Source organism: Planococcus citreus, assembly GCF_003664125.1.
Classification (GTDB): Bacteria; Bacillota; Bacilli; order Bacillales_A; family Planococcaceae; genus Planococcus; species Planococcus citreus.
The window spans coordinates 151,535-173,639 of the sequence record NZ_RCCP01000004.1 but is presented as its reverse complement, the minus strand read 5'-3'; the positions used below and the strand labels follow the sequence as shown (position 1 = coordinate 173,639).

Annotated in this window: 20 protein-coding genes; 7 read left to right on the top strand and 13 right to left on the bottom strand. The window is 50.2% G+C overall.

The genetic code is table 11. From position 1 onward, the window contains the following. The first annotated feature begins 140 nt into the window (after positions 1 to 140). Entirely contained in the window at positions 141 to 1,226 is a 1,086-nt protein-coding gene (locus DFR62_RS13100) for a YkvI family membrane protein (RefSeq protein ID WP_121300800.1), read from the top strand. A 339-nt stretch (positions 1,227 to 1,565) separates the two neighbouring features. After that, positions 1,566 to 1,862: a DUF3219 family protein gene (locus DFR62_RS13095; RefSeq protein WP_121300799.1), complete on the top strand. Its 297-nt coding sequence runs from the start codon at positions 1,566 to 1,568 to the stop codon at positions 1,860 to 1,862. Between the two features lie 42 nt (positions 1,863 to 1,904). On the opposite strand, the gene DFR62_RS13090 is transcribed toward DFR62_RS13095, so the two are convergent. The 8 genes from DFR62_RS13090 to glgB all read right to left on the bottom strand — a co-directional run bounded on the left by DFR62_RS13090 (position 1,905) and on the right by glgB (position 12,042). Continuing rightward, positions 1,905 to 2,168, bottom strand: coding sequence for a DUF3006 domain-containing protein (locus DFR62_RS13090; protein WP_121300798.1), 264 nt, complete (start codon positions 2,166 to 2,168; stop codon positions 1,905 to 1,907). Positions 2,169 to 2,172: 4 nt separating this feature from the next. Further along, a complete protein-coding gene (locus tag DFR62_RS13085; RefSeq protein WP_121300797.1) occupies positions 2,173 to 3,258 on the bottom strand; it encodes an MBL fold metallo-hydrolase in 1,086 nt (361 codons plus the stop codon). Positions 3,259 to 3,344: 86 nt separating this feature from the next. Continuing rightward, entirely contained in the window at positions 3,345 to 4,154 is an 810-nt protein-coding gene (locus DFR62_RS13080; RefSeq protein ID WP_121300796.1) for an SDR family oxidoreductase, read from the bottom strand. 20 nt (positions 4,155 to 4,174) lie between these two features. After that, a complete protein-coding gene (locus tag DFR62_RS13075; RefSeq protein ID WP_121300795.1) occupies positions 4,175 to 6,559 on the bottom strand; it encodes a glycogen/starch/alpha-glucan phosphorylase in 2,385 nt (794 codons plus the stop codon). Positions 6,560 to 6,573: 14 nt separating this feature from the next. After that, complete coding sequence (gene glgA, locus DFR62_RS13070; protein WP_121300794.1) at positions 6,574 to 7,998, bottom strand: glycogen synthase GlgA; 1,425 nt, start codon at positions 7,996 to 7,998, stop codon at positions 6,574 to 6,576. Further along, complete coding sequence (locus DFR62_RS13065) at positions 7,995 to 9,017, bottom strand: GlgC family sugar phosphate nucleotidyltransferase (protein ID WP_121300793.1); 1,023 nt, start codon at positions 9,015 to 9,017, stop codon at positions 7,995 to 7,997. The genes glgA and DFR62_RS13065 overlap by 4 nt, the downstream gene beginning before the upstream one ends. Next, entirely contained in the window at positions 9,014 to 10,165 is a 1,152-nt protein-coding gene (locus DFR62_RS13060) for a glucose-1-phosphate adenylyltransferase (protein WP_121300792.1), read from the bottom strand. Before DFR62_RS13060 ends, DFR62_RS13065 begins: the two co-directional genes overlap by 4 nt. Next, entirely contained in the window at positions 10,159 to 12,042 is a 1,884-nt protein-coding gene (gene glgB / locus DFR62_RS13055) for a 1,4-alpha-glucan branching protein GlgB (RefSeq protein ID WP_121300791.1), read from the bottom strand. Before glgB ends, DFR62_RS13060 begins: the two co-directional genes overlap by 7 nt. Positions 12,043 to 12,258: 216 nt before the next feature. On the opposite strand from glgB, the gene DFR62_RS13050 reads away from it, so the two are divergent. Both DFR62_RS13050 and DFR62_RS13045 read left to right on the top strand, forming a co-directional pair. Then, positions 12,259 to 12,846, top strand: a complete 588-nt coding sequence (locus tag DFR62_RS13050; RefSeq protein ID WP_241663043.1) for an SCO family protein — start codon at positions 12,259 to 12,261, stop codon at positions 12,844 to 12,846. Beyond that, on the top strand, positions 12,843 to 13,172 hold the full coding sequence (locus DFR62_RS13045; RefSeq protein WP_121300789.1) for a hypothetical protein: 330 nt from the start codon (positions 12,843 to 12,845) through the stop codon (positions 13,170 to 13,172). Before DFR62_RS13050 ends, DFR62_RS13045 begins: the two co-directional genes overlap by 4 nt. 28 nt (positions 13,173 to 13,200) lie before the next feature. On the opposite strand, the gene DFR62_RS13040 is transcribed toward DFR62_RS13045, so the two are convergent. Further along, complete coding sequence (locus DFR62_RS13040; RefSeq protein ID WP_121300788.1) at positions 13,201 to 14,235, bottom strand: lactonase family protein; 1,035 nt, start codon at positions 14,233 to 14,235, stop codon at positions 13,201 to 13,203. A 206-nt stretch (positions 14,236 to 14,441) separates the two neighbouring features. On the opposite strand from DFR62_RS13040, the gene DFR62_RS13035 reads away from it, so the two are divergent. After that, a complete protein-coding gene (locus DFR62_RS13035; RefSeq protein ID WP_121300992.1) occupies positions 14,442 to 14,945 on the top strand; it encodes a shikimate kinase in 504 nt (167 codons plus the stop codon). A 48-nt stretch (positions 14,946 to 14,993) separates the two neighbouring features. Here the strand turns inward: DFR62_RS13035 and DFR62_RS13030 are convergent, their stop codons facing one another. After that, positions 14,994 to 16,295: an acetamidase/formamidase family protein gene (locus DFR62_RS13030; protein ID WP_121300787.1), complete on the bottom strand. Its 1,302-nt coding sequence runs from the start codon at positions 16,293 to 16,295 to the stop codon at positions 14,994 to 14,996. A 109-nt stretch (positions 16,296 to 16,404) separates the two neighbouring features. Further along, entirely contained in the window at positions 16,405 to 17,820 is a 1,416-nt protein-coding gene (locus DFR62_RS13025; RefSeq protein WP_121300786.1) for a hypothetical protein, read from the bottom strand. Positions 17,821 to 18,192: 372 nt separating this feature from the next. Here DFR62_RS13025 and DFR62_RS13020 point away from each other — a divergent pair, with 372 nt between their 5' ends. Continuing rightward, positions 18,193 to 19,104, top strand: coding sequence for a proline dehydrogenase family protein (locus DFR62_RS13020; RefSeq protein WP_121300785.1), 912 nt, complete (start codon positions 18,193 to 18,195; stop codon positions 19,102 to 19,104). A 47-nt stretch (positions 19,105 to 19,151) separates the two neighbouring features. Here DFR62_RS13020 and DFR62_RS13015 read toward each other — a convergent pair whose 3' ends face one another. Both DFR62_RS13015 and DFR62_RS13010 read right to left on the bottom strand, forming a co-directional pair. After that, the gene (locus tag DFR62_RS13015; protein WP_121300784.1) at positions 19,152 to 20,090 is read right to left on the bottom strand and encodes a ring-cleaving dioxygenase; all 939 of its coding nucleotides are present in this window, start codon (positions 20,088 to 20,090) and stop codon (positions 19,152 to 19,154) included. Positions 20,091 to 20,155: 65 nt separating this feature from the next. Continuing rightward, a complete protein-coding gene (locus DFR62_RS13010) occupies positions 20,156 to 20,893 on the bottom strand; it encodes a hypothetical protein (RefSeq protein WP_121300783.1) in 738 nt (245 codons plus the stop codon). A gap of 204 nt (positions 20,894 to 21,097) precedes the next feature. Here DFR62_RS13010 and DFR62_RS13005 point away from each other — a divergent pair, with 204 nt between their 5' ends. Beyond that, positions 21,098 to 22,090 (top strand): alpha/beta hydrolase, encoded by a 993-nt coding sequence (locus tag DFR62_RS13005; RefSeq protein WP_121300782.1) that lies wholly within the window; start codon positions 21,098 to 21,100, stop codon positions 22,088 to 22,090. Positions 22,091 to 22,105: the final 15 nt, after the last annotated feature.

The following is a 22,105-nucleotide window of genomic DNA, read 5'->3' as shown; positions in this document are numbered from 1 at the left end:
GCTACATAGCCCTTACTGAATAACTAGTAAAATACTCTTGTTTTCCGAATTAGGTTTGTGAAAACGTTTTAATTTTGCTATATTTGAAAAAGGTTAATTTTCAAATAAGTAAATTTGCACGCTTAATGAGGGGGAGCAAGATGTTTAAAAGTATCAAAATGGGCAGCGCCTTTATCGGCATCATTGTCGGTGCCGGTTTCGCTTCCGGGCAGGAAATCCTGCAGTATTTCACCAGTTTTGGAATGATGGGAACTGTGGCAGCAGTGATCGCCACCGCATTTTTCGCTTATCTCGGGATGAGCTTGACGCGCCTCGGCAGCCGCATGCGTACCACTTCCCACAAAGAAGCCATTTTCGGCATCAGTGGCCGATTGATCGGCACCATCGTCGATTACATCATTATTTTGACTTTATTCGGCGTAGGGGTTGTCATGATCGCTGGAGCCGGTTCGATTTTCTCCCAGCAATTCGGCTGGTCAGCTGCTCTGGGCAGCACGGTCATGGCCGCCTTGATCATCTTGACGATCATGTTGAATGTCCAAAAAGTCATCAACATCATCGGGAGCATCACGCCGTTCCTGATTCTGTCAGTCATCGCACTCGCTGCCTATAGCCTAGTGACGATGGACGGTTCGTTTTCAGCGCTTGAGTCCATCGCCAAAGAACAGGAATCTGCGGTTGCAAACTGGTGGTTGTCTGCGATCAACTACGTCTCCTTCAACATCGCGGTCGGCGCATCGATGGCCATCGTCATGGGCGGGACGGAAAAAGATGAAAAGATTGCGGCACGCGGCGGATTGATCGGCGGGCTTGGGCTTGGTATCCTGATCATCTTGAGCCATCTGGCGATTTTCTCGAAAGTCGATGTCGTCGGCACGGCAGAAATGCCGATGCTGCAAATCGCAGATGATTTGTCGCCTGCCCTCGGCGTCTTCATGTCGGTCATTTTGTTCGGCATGATCTATAACACCGGCGTCAGCATGCTGTTTTCGTTCTCCGCACGCTTCGTGCCGATGGGGACAGCAAAATTCCGTACGTTCGTCATCATCGTCGGAGTCATCGCTTACGTCCTGAGCTTTGTCGGGTTCACAAAACTCGTCAGCATGTTCTATCCGGTTGTCGGATACTTAGGTTTGTTCCTCGTCGGCGCATTGATCTATGCCGATATCAAGAAACCGAAACGACAAGAAACACGCGCAGAAAAAATCAGACACCAAAGCACATGATTGTGCTTTAACATTTAGTGTGTTGAAGAAGTCTATGACCACTGTAATTTAAAACATAGATCATTTTTCACATTCAATACTCAATGATCTTTCTAAGTATTTGGAGAAGCGTTCGCTCGACTCCAGTGGTAAAGCGAGACGACCGAGACCCCGCAAGGCGCAAAGCGACTGAGGAGGCTTGGGCGCGAGCCCACGGTAAGCGAGCGATAAGCTTCGGAAAATACGATTTCTTATCTTTCTCAAAAAGCTAATACCAAAGCACATGATTGTGCTTTGGTGTTTTTTTCATGGTACCGTTACTATAATGTTTTTTCAGTAAACGGAACGGAGGAATAGACGATGAGCGAAATCATTCAATTGAACGGCCGCCGAATCGAAACAGATCAGCTTGAGCTTCGCAGCTTAACGGACGGCCGCAGACAGATCTCGTGTGACTTCAAAGTGACAAGCGATGCCTACCATGACATTGCCGTATTATTATATGAGATGAATTTCCGCGTCGCTTTGCCGGCTAAAGGCCAGGAATTCGACGCTGCCATTTCCAATTATTTCACCGATACGACCAATCTCTATAAAGGCAATGAAGTAGCGGACTATCACCTGGAACTGACCGAACTCGCATCCATTAAAAAATAAGCACAAGAAAAGCGTATGGAGAAAAAATCTCCATACGCTTTATCATTTTCGCTTGAAACGGCTGCCTGTGTTTTTGCTGCGCAAACGCGCCATCAGCTCTTCAGCTTTATCCATACGCTCATTCGCCTGCGTAAGATCTGCTTCGATATCCACGACCCGGCCGTCTTCGATGCTCAGCGTGAACCACATCCCCTGCCTGCTGCCTTCCGGCAAATAGCGCAGTGGCACATGGAATTCACGCCCGGCTTGTTCTGCGATGATGACGGCCACGCCGCCGTCTTCAAAACGATCCAATACCCCTCTCATCCGCTCACTCCCCTACACAAGCTAGTCCCTGTTCTTTCAATCCGGCGAGTTTTCCTTCGCCAATGCCGCTGACACGCGTCAGTTCATCAAGCGTTTCAAACGGACGCTCATCGATGATCGCTTCCGCCAATGCTTCTCCGATTCCTGTCAGCTCCGACAGCTCCGCAGTTGAGGCTCCATTGATGTCCACACAGCGGTTGCTGCCTTCTTTGGCGATGCCTTCCCGGTCAGTTTCGACGCTATATTCCTGTCCATCCGTCTCGACGACGATTGTGCCATTGACGTCAGTGCCATACACTTCCGCCCCTTCATTTTCCACTGATGCCAGCACTTCAGCGTAAGGATGTCCATATGGATTATCAATGCCCGCACTGTAAATCGCCACATCAGGTTCGACTGCCTGTAAAAATTCCAAGTCCGTGGACGTATTGGAGCCATGATGGCCCATCAACAAAATATCCGCTTCCAGCGGCAAGTTGCTGGCGACCATTTCCTGCTCCGCCTGGATATCGGCATCGCCTGTAAAGATGAATGCTGTCTCCCCGTAACTGATGCGGAACGACAGCGAATCGCCATTTGTATCGCCGCTCAATTCTTCGGGATGGAGTACTTCGATTTCCAGCAACCCGATTTCGTATTCGTCCCCGCGCCGCGGTTCTTCATATGGGATTCCGGCTTCATCGACTGCTTCGAGCGTCCGGATAAATGTATTGGAGGAACTCGGGTTTCCCGACATCCACACTTCCCCGACTTCGTAAGTCTCGATGACACGCGCCAATTGGCCGATATGGTCGGCATCCGGATGGGTCCCGACCGCGATATCGATTTTTTCGACTTCCAGTTTGTCCAGATACATCAGCACATCACTAGCGTTCCAATCGCCGGCATCGATCAGCATCGAATAGCCGTCCCATTCCAGATAGGCAGCGGACCCTTGGCCGACATCGATATAATGGACAGCAAGCCCGCCTGGTTGTTCCGGCGCGGCTTTTTGCTCCGGTTCCGCCGGTTTCGGGTTAGCCGGTTCGCCAAGCGGGACGCAGCCCACTAAACCCAGCAATAAAACGGCGAGCCACATTAGCTTTTGCATGTTTTCCACCTCTTACCCGAATTTTACCACAGCTCACGAAAAACACGGAAACTCCATATAAAAAAGCACGGGATATCCCCGTGCTTTCACGTCGACATATAGTCGCCGCCGTTCATATGCAAAAATTGCCCGGTCATATAGGAATTTTGCGGATCTGCCAAGAACACATAGGCTTTCACGAGTTCATATGGCTGCCCTGGGCGCCCCGCCGGCACGTCTTCTCCAAAATCGGATGCGACGTCCGGGTTCAGATCCCCGAAAGTCTTCGTGATGAGCGGCGTCCATATGGGGCCCGGCGCGATGCCGTTGACCGCAATTTCCTCGCGGACGAGCCGTCTTGCCAAGGAACGGGTCATCGCGACCATCGCCCCATTTGCCCCCGAATAGTCGATGAGATCCGAATGCCCCCGGTAAGCATTGATGGAAGCTGTGTTGATGATGCGTGATCCCTTTTTCAAATGAGGCAAAGCTGCGCGCACCAAGTAAAACATCGCAAACGCCTTGATCTCGAAGGTTTTCAGCATTTGCTCATCGCTGATATCGAGCGGCGAAGTTTGCGGGTATTGGAACCCGGCGTTGTTGACGACGATATCCACCGCGCCAAATTCATCGAGCGCAAAGTTCACGAGCGCATCGCAATTTTCGGATTTTCCAAGGTCTCCTCCTAAAGCACGTCCTTCGCCGCCGTAAGATTGGATGATCTCCAAGGTTTTTTCGGCGCCTTCTTCGTCATCAAGATAGCCAATGACCACACGCGCCCCTTCTTTTGCATAGGCGATCGCGACCGCTTGCCCGATGCCGCTGCTGGCACCGGTGACAATCGCCACTTTCCCTTCCAACGCGCCGCTCGCTTTGTAATCAGCCAGATCGGTATTATCGAAACTTGCTTGTGCCATTGCTCATCCTCCTGCCGGTTTCAGTTAGTCGGAACTTTCGACAATCCCCATACTTCTTCGGAATACTGCTGGATCGTCCGGTCGCTTGAGAAAATGCCGGAAGCGGCGATATTCCTTACGCACATGCTCGCCCATTCGACAGGATGCTCGTATGCATCGAGCACACGGTCATGCGTCTTTGCATAGTCCGCTAAGTCCTTCAGGACGAAAAACGGGTCTCCGTGTTCTGTCAATTGGCGTACGATGAAATCGGAATTATGGGGGCCATCCGACCATTCTCCACGCGCCAATTCTTCAATGGTTTCGCGGATAGACGGGTCTTGTTCGATGATGTCTTTCGGATTATAGCTTTTGTCATGCTCGAAACGCATGACTTCTTCTGAACTCATGCCGAAGACGAAAGCGTTTTGTTCGCCGACTGCGTCAAAGATCTCGACGTTCGCCCCATCATAGGTCCCGAGGGTCAACGCGCCGTTCATCATGAATTTCATATTGCCCGTGCCTGATGCTTCTTTGGAAGCCGTAGAGATCTGTTCGCTGATGTCCGCTGCCGGAATCAGGAACTCTGCGTGGCTGACGTTATAGTCCTCGACGAACACAACGTGCAGATGGCGCCTGGCGACCGGATCATTATTGACACGCTCGGCTACCGTATTGATCAGCTTGATCACTTGTTTGGCAAAATGATAGCTCGGTGCGGATTTTCCGCCGAACAGGAAGGTCCTTGGATACGGCCGATAATTCGGGTCGCTTTTAATGCGCTTGTATAACTGTTGGACATGCAATATATTCATCAGTTGTCGCTTGTAACCGTGGATTCGTTTGATGTGGATATCAAAAATCGAATCGGGGTCAACGATAGTATTGTGCTCTCGTTCGAGGTGATGTATCAAATGCTCTTTTTTCAGCTTTTTGATCGCTTGGAATGCTTCCAAAAATGGCCGGCTGTCCGCCAGATACGCGAGTTCACTTAATTGTTCAGGCCGTTGGATCCAATCAGGGCCGATGTGTTCGGTAATGAGTGAGGACAACTCCGGATTTGCCGCAAGCAGCCAGCGGCGATGCGTGATCCCGTTGGTTTTGTTGTGGAATTTATGCGGGAAGTATTCATTCAGTTCTTTCATTTCGCGTTTTTTCAGGATTTCGGTATGGAGCTTTGCTACCCCGTTCACTTTATAGCTGCCCACGACTGCCAAGACGGCCATTTTCACGACGCCTCCGTCGATGATCGACAGTTTGTGGATCGCCTGTTCATCCAATTCCTTCGATTCCCATTCGGCCCTGAAACGGCGGTCGATTTCTTCAATGATCTCGTAAACGCGCGGCAATAGCTGGCGCAGCAGTCGGCTTTCCCATTTTTCCATCGCTTCTTCCAAAATCGTGTGATTCGTATAGGAAATAGTCCGCGTCGTCAACGACCAAGCTGTATCCCAATCCAGCTCATAATCATCCATCAAGATCCGCATCAATTCCGGAACGGATAAAGCAGGGTGTGTATCATTGATTTGAATCGCCACTTTTTCAGGCAGTTCTTCAATATCGAAGTTACGTGTCGCGAGGATCGTGCGGATAGAGGCGCTGCACAGGAAGTATTGCTGTTTTAGACGCAGCAGCTTCCCGCTATCAAGTGCGTCATCCGGGTAAAGACGGTCGGATATTTTAGCGGTCTCGAGTTCATTCACCAAATAACCGAGCCCATAAGGCAACGGCTGGTCGGACGGTTCCGCCTGCCAGAGCCTGAGCGTGTTGATCGTGCCGCCCTTTGCCCCGACAATCGGCATATCGTATGGCACGGCTTTGACCCACACCGCATTCTTCAGTTCCGTACGGACGCCTTGCTCTTCGACAGTCATGCTGGCTTCCCCATAAAACGGGATATCGAGTGCAAGGTCTTCCCTGCGTACTTCAATGCCTTGCCCTTCTTTAATCCAATTGGTCGGCAATTCCACTTGAAAGCCTTTGATAAAATGCTGTGTGAACAAACCACCGCGATAGCGGATCCCGCAGCCATGCCCGGGCAAGCCAAGCGAAGCGAGTGAATCCAGGAAACACGCAGCCAAACGCCCGAGCCCGCCGTTTCCAAGCCCCGGTTCCTGTTCGAGCTCTTCGATTTCCGATAGTTTATAGCCGAGTTCGCCGAGCGCTTCTTCTACCATATTGTAAGCACCCAAATTGTGGAGGTTTTGCCCGAGCAAGCGGCCAAGCAGGAATTCGATCGACAGATAATACAATTGCTTATCGCCGCTATCCCGATTGGCTGCTTGCTGCTTGTCCCATTCCTGCAGGACTTGTTCACAAACCATTTTCCCTAATACGTTATAGGCTGTGCCTTCTGTTTTATCCCCATTTTCCACTGTTAATCGCCGGTTGAATTCTTCTTTGAATTGCTCCTTGGAGTAAAACATTCTCAACACACCCTTCAGTTTAAGCTCGTATATAATTTCTCGTATTCTTTCGCCGAACGCGACCATGACGAATCTCTCGCCATGCCGTTATGGATCAACGCATTCCAATGGTCCGGCTTGTCATAGAAGGATAAGGCGCGCGATGAGGCTTCATCGAAATGAATGCCGGCTTTGAAATCGCTTAGGAAGCCCGTTCCTGTCTTATCATCTTCATTATATTCATCTACCGTATCACGCAAGCCGCCCGTCCGGTTCGCAACCGGAACCGTGCCATAGCGCATTGAAATCAATTGGCTCAAGCCGCACGGTTCAAAATGCGAAGGCATGAGGAAGATATCCGCGCCTGCGTATAATTGATGGGCAAACGCTTCATCGAAGCCCAGATGGACGGAGACTTTCCCCGCATAATCCACTTCAAGGCGTTGGAAAAACTCTTCGAAATGCGTTTCTCCTGAACCGAGCAGCACAAACTGGACATCGCCTTCCAAAAACTCAGGCAAGCTTTGTTCGAGCACATCGATCCCTTTCTGCCCCGAAAGCCGCGACACCATTGTCAATAATGGAATATCCGGCTGTTCTGGCAAGCCGCAGCGTTTTTGGATGGCGCGCTTGTTCGCTTGTTTCCCCTGCAAATCCTCTGCGCTAAAAGTCTGTGTGATGTGTTCATCGGTTTTCGGGTTATAGGCTTCCGTATCGATGCCATTCAATATGCCATGCAAATCCGCTTGCCGTTCAATAAGCAGATTTTCCAAATGTTCCCCGTAAGCTTCGGTTAAGATTTCATCGCGGTAGTTCGGGCTGACAGTCGTCAATTTATCGGCATACAGCATACCGGTTTTCAAAGAATTGAAGTTTTCGAGCCATGCAACTTGGCCGTTTTCGTAAAATTTTTCGTCCATCCGGTACTGCTCCAAAAATACTTCTTTCGGAAAGTTTCCCTGAAACTGGATATTGTGGATGGTCAGGACGGTTTTCACGCGACCGGACAGCTGCTGGTATTGCGGATCTTCCTTCAATAAAAATGGCAGAACAGCCGTATGCCAATCATGAACATGCAGAACATCTGGAGCTGTATCAGAACGCGTCAGGAAATCCAGGACCGCCCGGCTGAAAAAGGCGTAGCGCTCGGCATCGTCCGGACCGTAAATGCTGTCCCGTTCAAAATAAGAATCATTTTCCAAAAACAGGAATCTGACACCGTGCACATTCAGTTCGTACATTGCATAGTTTTTCTCTTCGCCTTTAAATTCCAAGGAATGTTCTTCCGTTTTCTGGAATTGCTGCTGGTAGCGTTCGTGAATCAAACTGTATTTCGGGATGATGACCTGCACCTCGTGTCCGAGGCGGGCCAATTCCTGCGGCAACGCGCCGATTACATCAGCCAGGCCCCCCGCTTTAGCAAAAGGGGCGCATTCCGCGGCGGCCATCACAATCTTCATTGGGAATCCTCCTTTGTGACCCGTTCGCCTTTTCTAAGGACAATCGGCCGGTCAGCTGTGCCGATCAACTTCACGCCTTTTTCGATATAGACATCTTTGTCCGCAATGACATAAGCGAGCTCGCAATTTTCCTCGATTGTGCATTTCTGCATAATGATGCAGCTATCCAAACTCGCATTGATACCGATTGTGACCGCCCGGCTGATGATGCTGTTTTTGACATTGCCCAGGATCGTGCTGCCGTTTGCCATCATCGAGTTCGATACGTTCGATCCGTCCAGATAACGGGTCGGCGGCTCGTCTTTCACTTTCGTATAAATCGGTGCTTGAGGCAAAAACAGCAATCTGCGGTTGTTCTCGTCCAATAATCCGAGCGATTCTTTAAAATATTGCTGGATCGAGTCGATGATGGCGAAATACCCTTTATATTCATAAACGCCATATGAATAGGGCGCTTTTTTCAAGTTCACTAAATCTTCGACGCTAAGAATGCGCTTTTCCCGATAGGAACGGATCAATTCAAGCATCAACCTGCGCGACAGGATATACGATTTCAAAGAACCGCTCGCACCGACCGCTTCCGTGATGTCCTTTCCGGATGCCAGGTGATGGGCAAGCATTTCTTTATAATCCAATTGCCCCGCGACAAAACTACTCGTGACCACCACATGCGTTTGGCGGCTCTTTTCAAAAAACTGGAGATGCTCTTCAAAGTCACGGAATGAACCGACTGTCGCGATGCCCCCGTTTTGATGGGTGGTCGGAAGGAAGAACAAGCCTTCTTTACGTCGATCCAGATCCCAGCTTTTCCCGACGCCGATATGGTCAATCAGCGACCCAAAGGGCTGCGAAGCGAAAATGCCGACGGAGTTGATATCCGCATTCACCAAATTCGACAAAGCGAAATCGATCAGGCGGTATCTTCCTGCGAACGGAATCGAGGAGACCGATCGATGAATGGTCAGGTCTTGGAGCCCCGCTACTTTTACAGATGCGTCCACTGCGGCCATCAAAGTCATTGCTGCCCACTCTCCTTCCCTGAATCGATTAAGTCTTGCGTTAACAGCGTGATGCCCGCTGCCGGTTCGAGCAGCCGGTAATTTTCCGGAACCGTCACGTCTGGTGGAACGATGACCCGGCTCAAATGGGCCCCTTGCCCGATTTTCGTGCCGCTCATGACGACGCTATCTTCTACAACCGCTTCTTTCTCTACCAGGACATTCTGGAAAATGACCGAATGCTTGACCGTCCCGCTAATGACACAGCCTTCATTGACCATCGAACCTTGTACACGCCCGGTTTTCGTGATGACTTGTGGCGGCAACTGGGGATTCGATGAATAAATCCGCCAGGCCGGATCGTGCAGCACGAGCCCTGCCGAGGGATCAAGCAAATCCATATTCGCCTCCCATAGACTGTCGACCGTCCCTACATCTTTCCAATATCCCTTGAACGGATACGCCACCATTTTTTGTTGGTCTTTTAGCATTTTCGGCAAGATATCTTTTCCGAAGTCATGGGTGGATTCTTCAATATTATTGTCTTCCTCTAAATAACGCTCCAGTTTTTCCCAATCGAAAACATACACGCCCATGGAAGCCAGGTTGCTTTTCGGTTTTTCGGGTTTTTCGTCGAACTCAACGATGTTCATGTCTTCATCGGTGTTGACGATGCCGAAACGGCTCGCCTCTTCCCATGGCACTTCCAACACAGAAACCGTGACATCCGCCTGTTTTTCTTTATGGTATTCCACGAGTTTTTCATAGTCCATCTTGTAAATATGGTCGCCTGATAAAATCACGACATAATCAGGTTCGCAGCTGGTCAGGAAATTGATGTTCTGGTAAATCGCGCTGGCTGTGCCGGCATACCATTTGATGCCGTCGATTTCGGCATAAGGCGGCAGCATCGTCACCCCGCCTTGATGGCGATCCAAATCCCAAGGCGTACCGAGCCCGATGTAGCGGTGGAGCGCATGCGGCTGATACTGCGTGAGGACACCGACTGTGCTGATACCCGAATTGGTGCAATTCGACAAAGGGAAATCGATGATCCGGTATTTCCCGCCGTAAGGAATGGCGGGTTTCGCAATATCGTACGTCAATGATTTCAAGCGGCTTCCTTGTCCGCCTGCGAGAAGCATAGCAACTACTTTTTCATTCACAATAAGTCACTCCCATCTTTTCTTTTTTTCCAGATGCTCATCGTGAACGGCGGCAAGTCAAGCTTCAATGAGAAAGGCTGATTGTCGCACGGAACATCGAGCGTTTTTGCCGCCTGCTGCAACTCTGCAGCCGTGCCGCCAAATTTTGCTGAATTGGTGGAGAAAATTTCTTCATAGAAGCCTTTGCGCGGTGCTCCCACATGAAAGCTTTCATAATGATGCTCAGAGAAGTTGCACAGCACGAGGCATTCGTCTTCCGGCAAAAATCCCCTGCGGATAAAGGTCGCCACGCTTTGTTCATGGTTGTCGGCATCGAGCCACATAAAGCCATCGCGTTCATCATCGAGTTCAAAAAACGCTTTTTCGCTCCGGTAGAATGCCAGCAATTCCTTCATGAAGTCAGCGACCCCTTTATGTTGCGGATCTTCGAGCGATGCCCAGTCGAGTTCGGGCTGGAATTCCCATTCCTCGAAGTGGCCAAACTCTTGGCCCATGAACAATAATTTTTTGCCGGGATGCGCCATCCAAAATCCGAACAGCAAACGCAATTGGAGGAAACGCTCTTCCCTTGTGCCCGGCAGCTTGTTGAGCAGGGATTTTCGCCCATCCGCTACAGTGTCGTGGGAAAAAATCACTTGGTAGCGCTCTTCATATTGATACACCATCGAAAAATTCATTTTCCCATGGGCTTTCGACCGTTCTGCCGGCGGCGTTTTCATATACTCGAGCGTGTCATGCATCCAGCCGAAATTCCATTTATAGTCAAAGCCGACACCGCCGGATTCGACCGGGTGGGTCACTTTCGGATAATGCCAGGCATCTTCTGCAATCAACAATTTCTCCGGATAATGGAGCTTCAAACTAGCCGTCAACTTCCTGAGGAAATCCGCCCCTTCCGCATTGTGCGGACGCTCTTTGATGTTCGGGATGAACAATAGGTTGACGAGCGCATCCATCCGGTAGCCATCGAACTTGAATTCCTCCAGCCAATAATGGGCACTCGACAAGATGAAGCTCACCACTTCGCCTTTGTTGATGTCAAAGTTCAACGTGCCCCAATCCGGATTCATCCGGCGCTCTTCCCGCGCTTCTTCGTAAAGCAGCTGGCCATTGAAATTCGCCAATCCGTGCTGATCGACGCAAAAATGGCCGGGGACCCAGTCCAAGAACAAGCCAAGGCCATGCTCTGTGCAGGATGTGACAAAATATTTTAAGTCTTCAGCTGTTCCGTAACGTCCTGTCGGCGAAAAATAACCCGTTGTCTGGTAGCCCCAAGATTCATCAAGCGGATGCTCGGTAATCGGCAAAATTTGAATATGCGTGAAGCCCATCTCGATGACATACGGAATCAACTGATCTGCAATTTCACGGTACGTATAAAATTCCCCATTTTCTTTGCGCCGCCAAGTGCCGAGATGCACTTCGTAGATGGCCATCGCCCGTTCCAGATGCTTATCGTTGATCGTTTGCTTGCGTTTCAGGACCTCCAACGGCCAAGCGTACTCCCCAGGACCCGAGACGATTGATTTGGTGAATGGCCGTTTCTCGCTTTGCCGTGCATACGGGTCCGATTTCCACAGCACTTCGCCTCTTGGCGTCCGAAGCGCATATTCATAGAGACGGCCTTCCAAATTTTCCGGGATGCTCACCCCCCATATACTCGCGTCATGCGGATGCCGCTCTAACGGATAAGTGGATGTGTCTTCCGTATCGGGATTCACGCAGACTACGTCGATGCCTTCAATCTCAGGGGCCCAAACCGAAAATGTCGTTTCTTCCCCAAATGCATGTGCGCCGAAATACAAATAGCCATCGACCATCTGTCCTTCATGAAAAGCTTGCAGCCGTTCTTTCGTCCATGTGTTCAACAAAAATTCCATGCAGCGCCTCCTTTTGGCCAAAACCAAGTTTAGTTTCTATTCTACATTTGAAATGTAAAGTCCTTGTTAAGATGCCGATGACTGCCAAGAAATTCCACAAACGGCTGGAATGTCGCAATGTCTTCATATTTTTCCCGATCTAACGGCTTGTCGTCAGGCGCGGTTTGGAATAGGCTAAAGACAGACCAGCTTCAACATAGAAAGGACGCGAAATTTTTGCGAGCCCAAACTTATTTACTGAGCTTCTTACTAATTGCCATCTTGTTTTTGGCTGCCTGTGGCCAAGGCATTGACGACCCATTGAATTGGGAAACAGAAGAATTCACATTCACTGACCATAATAATGAAGATTTCGGATCTAGCGACCTCGAAGGAAAAGTCTGGCTGGCCGATTTTGTCTTCACCAATTGCACCACTGTCTGCCTGCCGATGATGGCGAATATGAAAGGCGTCCAGGAAGAACTTCAAGCGCAAGGGCTTGATGTCGAAATCGTTTCATTCAGCGTAGACCCGACCGTCGACACCCCAGAAACCTTGAAATCTTATGCGGAAAACTACGATGTCGATTTAACCAGCTGGCATCTGCTGACGGGCTACTCCCAGGAAGAGATCGCCGACTTTGCGCTTGAAAACTTCAAGGCGATTGCCCAGAAGCCGCAAGATGACGATCAAGTGATCCATGGCACTTCGTTTTATTTGATCGACCACGAAGGCGTCATCATGAAAGACTATGATGGCCTGAACCCCCCGGTTGAAGATATCGTCCGCGATGCGGAGATTCTCGTCGAGGAGGCGGGAGGATGAAACGCAAACCGCTCGTCATAGTTGCTGTAGTCGTGCTCATTGCTGCTGCGGCTGCCTGGTTTTTCATGCCCCAGGAAAACGAACCTTCCACACAAAGCCGGATTGTGCTTGAACATACGCATCGCACGTTTATCGCACCGTCCTGCTTCGAACAATCCGACCCGACGAATTTTCTGGAAGAATCGACGCTTGGCCATGCACAGGAATTGAATTACCCGCCGCATTCCGAATGTACGGAAAAAGCGTTCGAAAGCAATAACGACAGCCCGGCAGTCCGGTTATTGAAAGAACTAGGGCTGATGGAAAAAACGCAAACCGATTGGTGAATGGGCAGGGCTTCGGCTCTGTCTTTTGTTATTTCAGCAAGCGTACACAGACGGGAGCGACCGTGTCGACACTATCCGCTGTCTCGCCTGGCATCCCGTCTTCGCCGATTTTCTTGACGGCGATCGTTCCCGACTCTTCATGAGCGATGACAATCCACGGGCTATTAGGCACCAATGTGAAATGGCGCGGCCCCGCTCCTCCGGCATCCGCATGGCCAACCGATTCCAGTAAGCCTTCCGCAACCTGGAACACGGCTATGCTGTCATGGCCTCGATTTGAAACATAGACAAAGCGCCCGTCTCCCGATACGGCAATTTCAGCGGAAGTATTAGTTCCTGTGAAATGTTCCGGCAGTGCTGAAATGTTCTGTACCTCTTTCAAGCCCTTGCCTTCTAGCGTATAAACGGAAACGGTCGAATCGAGTTCATTCACGCCGTAAGCGAAATCATCGGATGGATGAAACGCCAGATGCCTTGGCCCTGCACCAGGTGCCGTCTTGGTCACAGCTTCCTGCTCAAGCTTTCCTGAATGAAGGTCAAGACGGTAGCGGACAATTGCGTCCATTCCGAGATCGGAGACGAAAAAGCGATTCGTTCCCGGCAACTGAAAAGCCGAATGCGGATGGGCGGCATCTTGCCGATCCGCATTCGCCCCGCTTCCTTTATGGCGCTTGGAATCGGTCATTTCACCAATCGACCCGTCCGCAGAAAGCGGATGAACCGTGACGTGCGCCCCGGAATACGTGGCGGAAACCGCCCATTGTCCGTCTTCATCGATCGTGATATGGGCTGGATGGTCGCCCCCCGCTTTTTGGCGGTTCAGTTCTTGAATCAAGCCTTTTTGGGGATTTAGCCAATAGGCAACCACTTCTCCGTCGCCTGTTTCACTGACCGCGACAAAGCTGGTGCCATTTGGATGGACCGCCAGGAATGAAGGGCGCTCCACTCCCGCCACCTCTGCTTGTTTTGTCAATTTTCCTGTAGCAGATTCTAATTCCCAAAGCGTGATACCCGCCTGTTCAGCAGTCGCATAGGATCCGCTTAATATGTATGTGCTGCTCATCCTATCCCTCCTTTTTTTCTCTACCCTTTATCTTCATCAAGCTGCGGTGGAAAGTTCTTTATATTTTCACTTCCCTCTTTCAATTCGCCGATGCAGTGCGGTAAAGTGGTGAAGTGGAAACTTACATTATTTAAAACAGAAAGAGAGTGGTTGCGTTGAATTTCCCTTTGTCCGTCCGTGAGAAAAGCATCGTCTGCACAGGTTTTATGGGAGCCGGAAAAACGACAGTCGGCAAATTATTGGCACGCCGGCTTTACCGCGATTTTATTGACATCGATGAAGAAATCGAAAAGGCATTCGGCTTGCCGATCCCGGAAATTTTTAAGGCCTACGGGGAAAAAGCGTTTCGCGACAAAGAGCGGGAACTGATCCAGTCGTTTGGCAGCCAGCCCTTGCTCGTGATTTCTGTCGGGGGCGGCGCTTTTCTAAAGGAAGAAAACCGTAATCATTGCCTGGCCAACTGCACCGTCCTGTATTTCGATATTTCTTGGGATTCCTGGAAAGAACGCATTCATGTGCTGACAGAAACGCGTCCGCTCCTTAAAGATAAGACCTTACAAGAGATGGAGCAGCTTTTCCGCGAGCGCCAATCGATTTATGCAGCCAACCACTCAGAGTTTCAAGTCGATGATTTTGAAGCCGTGGAAGCTGCCGAGTATTTGGCCGATTCGTTGAAAATGTCCTGGGATATCCATGCGCCGCAAGCTTAATAGATGCACAAAAACCCGCCATTCATCACTTGAATGGCGGGTTTCCTATTATCCATATTGCGCTTTCGCAAGGTCGAATAAGCCCGCTTTTTTCAAATAGCTTTCCGGTGCCAAGAACGTCACGGTGACCACGCCTGGATGGCGGCCGATTTCGATTGATCCGGTCACCGTGGCACGGTTCATAATTTCTGGCACTGTGACACCGAACAAATCCGCAGCACGCTGCATGCCATTTTCCGTTGCATCGTTCAAGGTCGGCCCTGATCCGACAAATGACACCGGCAGCGAATCTTCCAGCTTTTCTACGCCAAAACGTTCAGCGAGTTTTTGGGCGGATGCTTTTTCCGCTTCCGTGAACGGCTTTGCGGTATAGGGTAGATCTTCGACGTTCGGGAACAGGATGGGCCCAGCGTTTCCAAGCCCTTTCAACACATGTACCTGCAAATGGCTGATACCCGATACATCGGAAGTATGCCCTGCAATTTCACCGTCTCCTTGCATGGCGTGCATATCTCCCAAATAGACACCGCCGCCTTTCACTTTGACCGGGCATACGAGAACTGCGCCGGCGCGCACGCGGCTGATGTCCATATGGCCATCTGTCCGGTGCGTTTCGAGCTCTTCCTGCGTGCTCGTGTATTCATGAGGCGCCCCGACAAGAAACGACCCAAAATCACCCGCATTGTGCGAGTCGGGCGTCGGGCGGGAGGGTGTCGTGCCGAGCTGTCCGAGAAACGGGCGCATGCGCGCGATCGTACCGACCAAATCATGCGGTGCAAATGTGACCACAGGGTTTTGCACCGAATGTTCAGGAGTTTTCATGTATTCTTTGCCGTCTTGCGCAATGGTTTCTGCTGCTTGTTTTGACACCGTAATGCCGACATCGCCTTTGTCGCTGAACGTCATCGTGTAGCCGTGCGTAAATTCAAACGGGCTGACGTCTTCACCGCAATTGGCACAGCGGATCGCACCGCTGCCAACGCCCTTAATCACCGTTTCGGGATACAATGTCCCACAGCCCGGACATTTCACTGCCACAAACGGATCGCCCAGAAAGCGCCCTTCGATCGGCTTGTCATTTCCGGAAGCCGTAGCAAGTGAAGTCACTTCCACCGACTTGATGCGGATCACGATCGCATCGCCTGGCTCTGCACCTTCAACGTAAACCGGCTGCGTCACTTCATGGCCGCCCCGGATGCACGGCGTGATCATCGGCCCCCAGCATCCCGGCGCGGTGTGGGCAATAATGTGCCCGCCGTCCTTCACAGGGCCGAGCATTTCCTTGTCAGGATCGAGCACTCCATTGACATAACGGTTGACCAATAAGGTATCGACAGCATTCTCGGACATTAGACAGCCTCCCTTTTCTATATTTTCTAAATTATATGACAAAAGGGATCTACTTTCAATTAAGACCCAAAAATGCCCGAAGAACCGTTAAGCTCTTCGGGCATTTTTTTTAACTCCAGAAATACAGTAAAGTCTGGACGAATAATTGGATCATGATATAGAAAGCAATGGCGAATTTTAAATTGAAGCGCAAGCCATTGCGGATGCCACTCAACCCGTTGACGCTGCTTAAGATGATCACCGGCATGACAAACGGCGACAGGATGATCGAGATGACGCTACCTGAGGTCACCGCAAGCACGATTAGTTCAGGCGGAAACGGCAGCACCGCCGATTCCAATACCCCTGTCACGAGAACGATGACCGGCAGCGGCCCGAGCCCGATAAAGCCCAAGAAGATGACGATAAACGGAATCAGGAACAACAAATTCAAAAACGGCACATGGCCGGTCAAATAATTCATCGCCCCGATGACGTAATCGCCGACTGCGGATTGATTGAGCGCATAAATGAGCAAGCCAGCAGCGAGCAGGATGCTGAACTGTTGGGCTTGCCTCGATACACCTTCTCTATAATAAATCGCCGCTTCCCGTGCATAGCTTCCTGTCCGTCTCTTGAGCAGGAAGTACAGAAAGGTCCAGACAAGAATGACCAGCGGGATGACGACAAGAAAGTCAGCGCCCGTCCATTCGTGGAGGATGAAGATCGTGCCGAACAGCGAGATGAACAGAAAAGCGAATTCGGCTACGTCTTTGTTCCAGCTGCCGGCATTTCGGGAGTTCGCCACCGCCTTATCGATTTCATTCGTCAGCACGGCCGAGAAATCCTTGCCGTAGCGTTTCTCATCCGCCGTCGCAAAGGCCACAGACAGCAAGGTCCCGGCAATGGCTGCGCCGAGGCCGAGCAGCATCGACTTCCATAACACCGCATCCATTGCGCCCACCGCGAAGATGAAGCTCGGAATGCTGATGACCCACATGGTCGACAAGGCGAAGCCGCGTAGAATCGCAGTGCCCTTGTAATTTTCCCATGCTTCATCTTTATGGTCTTTCAAAAATGAATCGATGAACCTGTACATCATCGGCACGACCCCGAACAACAAGAAATGCGAGATGATCTGCGTCATCCCCATCAGTCCTGCGTAAAAAGTTTGGCTCTTGTTCAGCCATTTGTTGCCGAAGCTCATGATCTCTTCTATGTAAGGCTCTTCCCTGAGCACCCAGCTGATCATCGGAACGATCAGCAATAAGGCGATCAGGCTTTTCATCTGGACGAACGCTGACGCCAGATCCTGCCAGAAATTCTGGCTCGTCGCCGCCAGCACACCGATTGCGGTGACCGCGAGGAATGTCTGCAGCTGCAACTTGCGGAGCGGCAACACGCCGAACGCAAACACCAAACTGAATAAGCCGGCAATCGGCAGCATCGCCTCGGTCCAAGAATTGGCATAAAAATACTGGGTGAAATGAAGAACGGCATATATAAGTACAGATAGAGTGAATCCTTTTTTCGCTAATGCCCTCATCTGCAAGCCCTCCTTCCGTATGCGGCAAATAGTTGTAAACACATACCGCCTATTTTACACCTTTTACCTTTCCATTGCGGCTACAAAGGCTTTCTTTTCATTCAAAAGACAGGATTTTCATTTTCTAGAAAAACTTTTTTGAATAATTTGTTTACGAAAACCCAATAAGTGGAAGGTAGACAATAAGAAATATAATTATTTCAATAGTTGTTTTTATTTTCAGTCATTTCTATGATATGCTCTAGCCACACGGAGAACGATCCCTTGCAGAAGCTCAGCATCCGCTGGTTCTACTGGGTTGATTCACGCTTAGATCCGCTGTTGTCAACGGGCGGATTGCCATTGATATTTTATTTTACTGGAGGGCTAGTAATGGGAATCACAAGGAGTTTTTTTATCGCATTATCCAATAACCGGCTATTGAACAGCGGAGCTAAAAAATGGGGCTTTCAGCTGGGCGCTGCAAAAGTCGTTGCTGGAACCGATATTCCGAATATGATGGCGTCCGTTCGCGCATTGAATGAGGACGGCATTTCCGCCACTATTGACCGGCTCGGGGAATTCGTCACCAGCCGCGCAGAAGCCACACAAGCAAAAAACGAAATCATCCAAACAGCCGAAGCTATCACAAAAGCCGGAGTGGATGCCCATTTATCCGTTAAATTGACACAAATCGGGCTCGATATCGATGACCAATTCTGCCTGGAAAATATCCGTGAAATTGCGGCTGAAGCAGAACAGCGAGGAATTTACGTCAACCTGGATATGGAAAATTACGAGCATCTCCAACCCACTCTCGATATATTGCATACTTTAAGAGAGGAATTCGACAGTGTCGGAACCGTTATCCAGGCTTATCTCTTCCGCTCGGAACAAGACTTGGACGCACTTCAAAACGTCAGGCTGCGGCTTGTGAAAGGAGCCTACCAGGAAAGCGAACAAGTGGCGTATCAATCCGCTGAGGAAGTGGATGCCAATTTCCTTAAGCTTATCAAGCTGCGGCTTGACCAGCCGGTGTTCACCTCAATCGCTACGCATGACCACCATATTATCAATGCAGCGATTGACTATATAAAAGAACAAGGCATCCCAAAAGACCGTTTTGAATTCCAAATGCTCTACGGCTTCCGCACGGATTTGTTGAAGGAGCTGTCAGAAGAATACCAGGTGACGTCTTATGTCCCGTTCGGCAAAGATTGGTACGGTTACTTCATGAGACGACTCGCTGAACGGCCACAGAACATCCAATTGGTGTTAAAAGGCGCGCTCTCCAAATCCTCATGAAACCGAAAAAGCAGCCCGGGTTGAAAACCCAGACTGCTTTTTCTTTGCTATTCAAGCGGGCGCGCATACACTGGCGGCAGTTCCGCCAATAAACGTTTTCGGTACTGCTCGTATTGCTTCGGCAATTTCAATTCCTCACCGAGCGCGTCCGGGCTTTCGTCAATCGTGAAGCCTGGTGGGTCAGTGGCAATTTCAAAGAGCAGATCGCCATATTCACGGAAATAAATCGACCGGAAATAATTGCGGTCTTGGACAGGCGTAACGCCGAGCCCATAAGCTTCAATGCGGTTTTTCCATTCCAATTGATCGACGTCGTCGTCCGCACGGAATGCGATGTGATGGACGGTGCCAACGCCCATTTGGCCCGTTCCGACACGGGTTTGCTTGATATCCAATATGTTTCCAAACTCACCATCCGAGACAAAGCGGACATAATCGCCTTGCTCTTCTTTGCGCACGAAGCCAATCACTTCTTCCAATAATTCGGCAGTTTTGGCCGCATTGGCCGTAAACAATACAGCGCCGGCAAAACCTTTGATGGCATTGTCTTGTGTAATGCCGCCTCCGGTCCAGCCGCTCGCTTCGCCCATTCCGCGCTCCACCAGCTCTAGCTGAAGGCCATGCGGGTCTTGAAAACGCAAATACGTTTCACCAAAGCGCATTTGCTCTTCGAACACAACATTATGGCTCTCCAGCCGGTTGCGCCAAAATGAAAAAGCGCCTTCCGGAACAGCAAAAGCCGTAACGCCGACTTGGCCGTCTCCCACTTTCCCTTGATAGGCTTTGCCCCACGGGAAAAAGGTCATGATAGTGCCGGGCGATCCCTGGTCGTTCCCGAAATATAAATGGTACGTACCCGGATCGTCGAAGTTCACCGTTTTCTTGACGAGGCGCATGCCGAGCACCCCTGCATAAAAATCGGTGTTTTCCTGCGCTTCCCCGACAATCGCTGTAATGTGATGAATTCCTTTTGTTTTTTCACCCATGTATATTCACTCCCTCTTTTTCGACATGACCATCATATCATGACAAACCTGATTGCATATTGCCTTCACTCAGGGCGCTGGCCTTTTGGCTCGTGGCGCTGTTTAATCGTCAATTTCTTCGCTTTTTCCAATTCCTCTTTCTGCCGCTCCTTGCTTTCTTCAATATCCTCTTTCTCACGGCGTTCTTTTTCCTGTTGCTCTGCTGAGTAATCTTCATCGTCTTCAATGATGTCTTTTTGATTTTCCTTCATCTCTTCTACTTTTTCCATTTCCTCTTCGTATTGCTCTTCGACTTCGGTTGTCGATGGCAGGAAAGGTTCATCATTAAAATCAGTGCGTTTTCCATAGCGCAGCATTTCATAGATGATCATGCCGTTGTTTGGCATGCCATTCGCCGTTTTCATCGGCACAGCGTCAAACAGCACAAAATAGAAACCGTAGAACACAAACCGGTTCCAGAAAGTCTCGTATTGATCCAAAACCCCATTGGCAACTAGTGCGTTGACGACGAATGCCACGATGACATTTGCCAAAATCGGGCCGGCATAAAGCATGATGTATGCGAATTTGCTTTGCCTCTTCAAATCATCGTAGGCAAACCAACTATATAAATGATAATATTTTCTCACGTCAAACATGCCGATCTTGAAGACTCGGGGACCTGAACCGATTGTTAAACGCGGATTCTTCGCGCCAAGCAAAGCACTGACGATTAAATAGCCTGCTTCTCGGATAAAGACAACGACCGGTAAAATGATAAATGCAGATATGACCAGTGCTATCAAATCGCTCAATCCGAACATGAAAACCCCTCCTTCAACTCTTAGAAATGACCCATTGGCCTCTCCTCTAAATACCCGATTTGGCAGGCGTCGAACCCCCAATACCTTACAGTTCCATTTCAATTTCATGACAGTTAATCTTTTGAGGAGCAGGATGGCACGTGATAGGATGGCAATAAGCTTGATTGAATTTTCGGTGTAGCTGCCGTGCAGAGGATGGAACTCATGAAACGCAAACGATCCGTTTCCAAAAAAATACTTGCACTTCTCGCAGCGGCTTTCTTAGCCTCTGCTGGATTTGTGCTGGCCAGCCAGTTGACGGAAGAGCAGAAAGCTGCCCCGATTATTGGCTCTGCCATATATAGCCCGCCTCCGAATTTTGCGGAAGTCGCTTCCCATGTCGAGGTCGTCAAAGACATTCGCTACCATGCGTCCGACAACGCCTTCATGGACCTCTACTATCCAGCAGACGCTACCGGCCCCTTGCCAGTTATCTTATGGATCCATGGCGGCGGCTTTATCGGCGGTTCCAAAGACAGCCGCCAGGATTATGGCATGACGTTGGCAAATGCCGGCTATCTGGTCGCCAATATCGACTATGCACTGGCGCCTGGCCAATTATATCCGGGACCTGTCATCCAGGCCAATGAGGCTTTGAAGTTTTTAAGTGAATCCGCTATACAGTACGGCGGCGATATGGAACGGATTTTTGTCGGCGGTGATTCCGCCGGCGCGCAGATCGCCAGCCAGCTGGCCGCCCTGCAGACCAATCCGGATCTCGCTGAAACGATGGGCTTATCGTCAGCCGTTTCCCCTCAACAATTGCGCGGGGCAATATTATTCTGTGGATTATACGATATGGCAACCGTGCGCGAATCCGGCTTCCCGAATATCGATTTCTTCTTGAACGCTTATACGGGTGCCGAAAGTTTTGAAACATTCGGCAACATCCATGAAATGTCGACCATCCAGCACGTGACGCCCGCTTATCCGGACGTCTTCATATCAGCGGGCGACGCCGACCCGCTGGAGCCGCAATCGGTCGCACTTGCCGATAGCCTGCGCATCAAAGGCGTCGATGTCACTGATGTCTTTTTTCGCGGCACCGATAAGAACCTGAAGCATGAATATCAATACGCCTTGGACACGAACGACGGACAGGAAACTCTCCAGAAGACATTGGAATTCCTGCTCGAAAAAAGCCAGGCGCAAAAATAAAAGCTGTCCCCTCGC

What these genes read in the sequence shown, in the direction of transcription:
- DFR62_RS13100 (WP_121300800.1), top strand. Translation starts at nt 141, where the DNA reads ATGTTTAAAAGTATCAAAATGGGCAGCGCCTTTATCGGCATCATTGTC.
- DFR62_RS13095 (WP_121300799.1), top strand. Translation starts at nt 1,566, where the DNA reads ATGAGCGAAATCATTCAATTGAACGGCCGCCGAATCGAAACAGATCAG.
- DFR62_RS13090 (WP_121300798.1), bottom strand. Translation starts at nt 2,168, where the DNA reads ATGAGAGGGGTATTGGATCGTTTTGAAGACGGCGGCGTGGCCGTCATC.
- DFR62_RS13085 (WP_121300797.1), bottom strand. Translation starts at nt 3,258, where the DNA reads ATGCAAAAGCTAATGTGGCTCGCCGTTTTATTGCTGGGTTTAGTGGGC.
- DFR62_RS13080 (WP_121300796.1), bottom strand. Translation starts at nt 4,154, where the DNA reads ATGGCACAAGCAAGTTTCGATAATACCGATCTGGCTGATTACAAAGCG.
- DFR62_RS13075 (WP_121300795.1), bottom strand. Translation starts at nt 6,559, where the DNA reads ATGTTTTACTCCAAGGAGCAATTCAAAGAAGAATTCAACCGGCGATTA.
- glgA (WP_121300794.1), bottom strand. Translation starts at nt 7,998, where the DNA reads ATGAAGATTGTGATGGCCGCCGCGGAATGCGCCCCTTTTGCTAAAGCG.
- DFR62_RS13065 (WP_121300793.1), bottom strand. Translation starts at nt 9,017, where the DNA reads ATGACTTTGATGGCCGCAGTGGACGCATCTGTAAAAGTAGCGGGGCTC.
- glgB (WP_121300791.1), bottom strand. Translation starts at nt 12,042, where the DNA reads ATGGAATTTTTGTTGAACACATGGACGAAAGAACGGCTGCAAGCTTTT.
- DFR62_RS13045 (WP_121300789.1), top strand. Translation starts at nt 12,843, where the DNA reads ATGAAACGCAAACCGCTCGTCATAGTTGCTGTAGTCGTGCTCATTGCT.
- DFR62_RS13040 (WP_121300788.1), bottom strand. Translation starts at nt 14,235, where the DNA reads ATGAGCAGCACATACATATTAAGCGGATCCTATGCGACTGCTGAACAG.
- DFR62_RS13035 (WP_121300992.1), top strand. Translation starts at nt 14,442, where the DNA reads ATGGGAGCCGGAAAAACGACAGTCGGCAAATTATTGGCACGCCGGCTT.
- DFR62_RS13030 (WP_121300787.1), bottom strand. Translation starts at nt 16,295, where the DNA reads ATGTCCGAGAATGCTGTCGATACCTTATTGGTCAACCGTTATGTCAAT.
- DFR62_RS13025 (WP_121300786.1), bottom strand. Translation starts at nt 17,820, where the DNA reads ATGAGGGCATTAGCGAAAAAAGGATTCACTCTATCTGTACTTATATAT.
- DFR62_RS13020 (WP_121300785.1), top strand. Translation starts at nt 18,193, where the DNA reads ATGGGAATCACAAGGAGTTTTTTTATCGCATTATCCAATAACCGGCTA.
- DFR62_RS13015 (WP_121300784.1), bottom strand. Translation starts at nt 20,090, where the DNA reads ATGGGTGAAAAAACAAAAGGAATTCATCACATTACAGCGATTGTCGGG.
- DFR62_RS13010 (WP_121300783.1), bottom strand. Translation starts at nt 20,893, where the DNA reads ATGTTCGGATTGAGCGATTTGATAGCACTGGTCATATCTGCATTTATC.
- DFR62_RS13005 (WP_121300782.1), top strand. Translation starts at nt 21,098, where the DNA reads ATGAAACGCAAACGATCCGTTTCCAAAAAAATACTTGCACTTCTCGCA.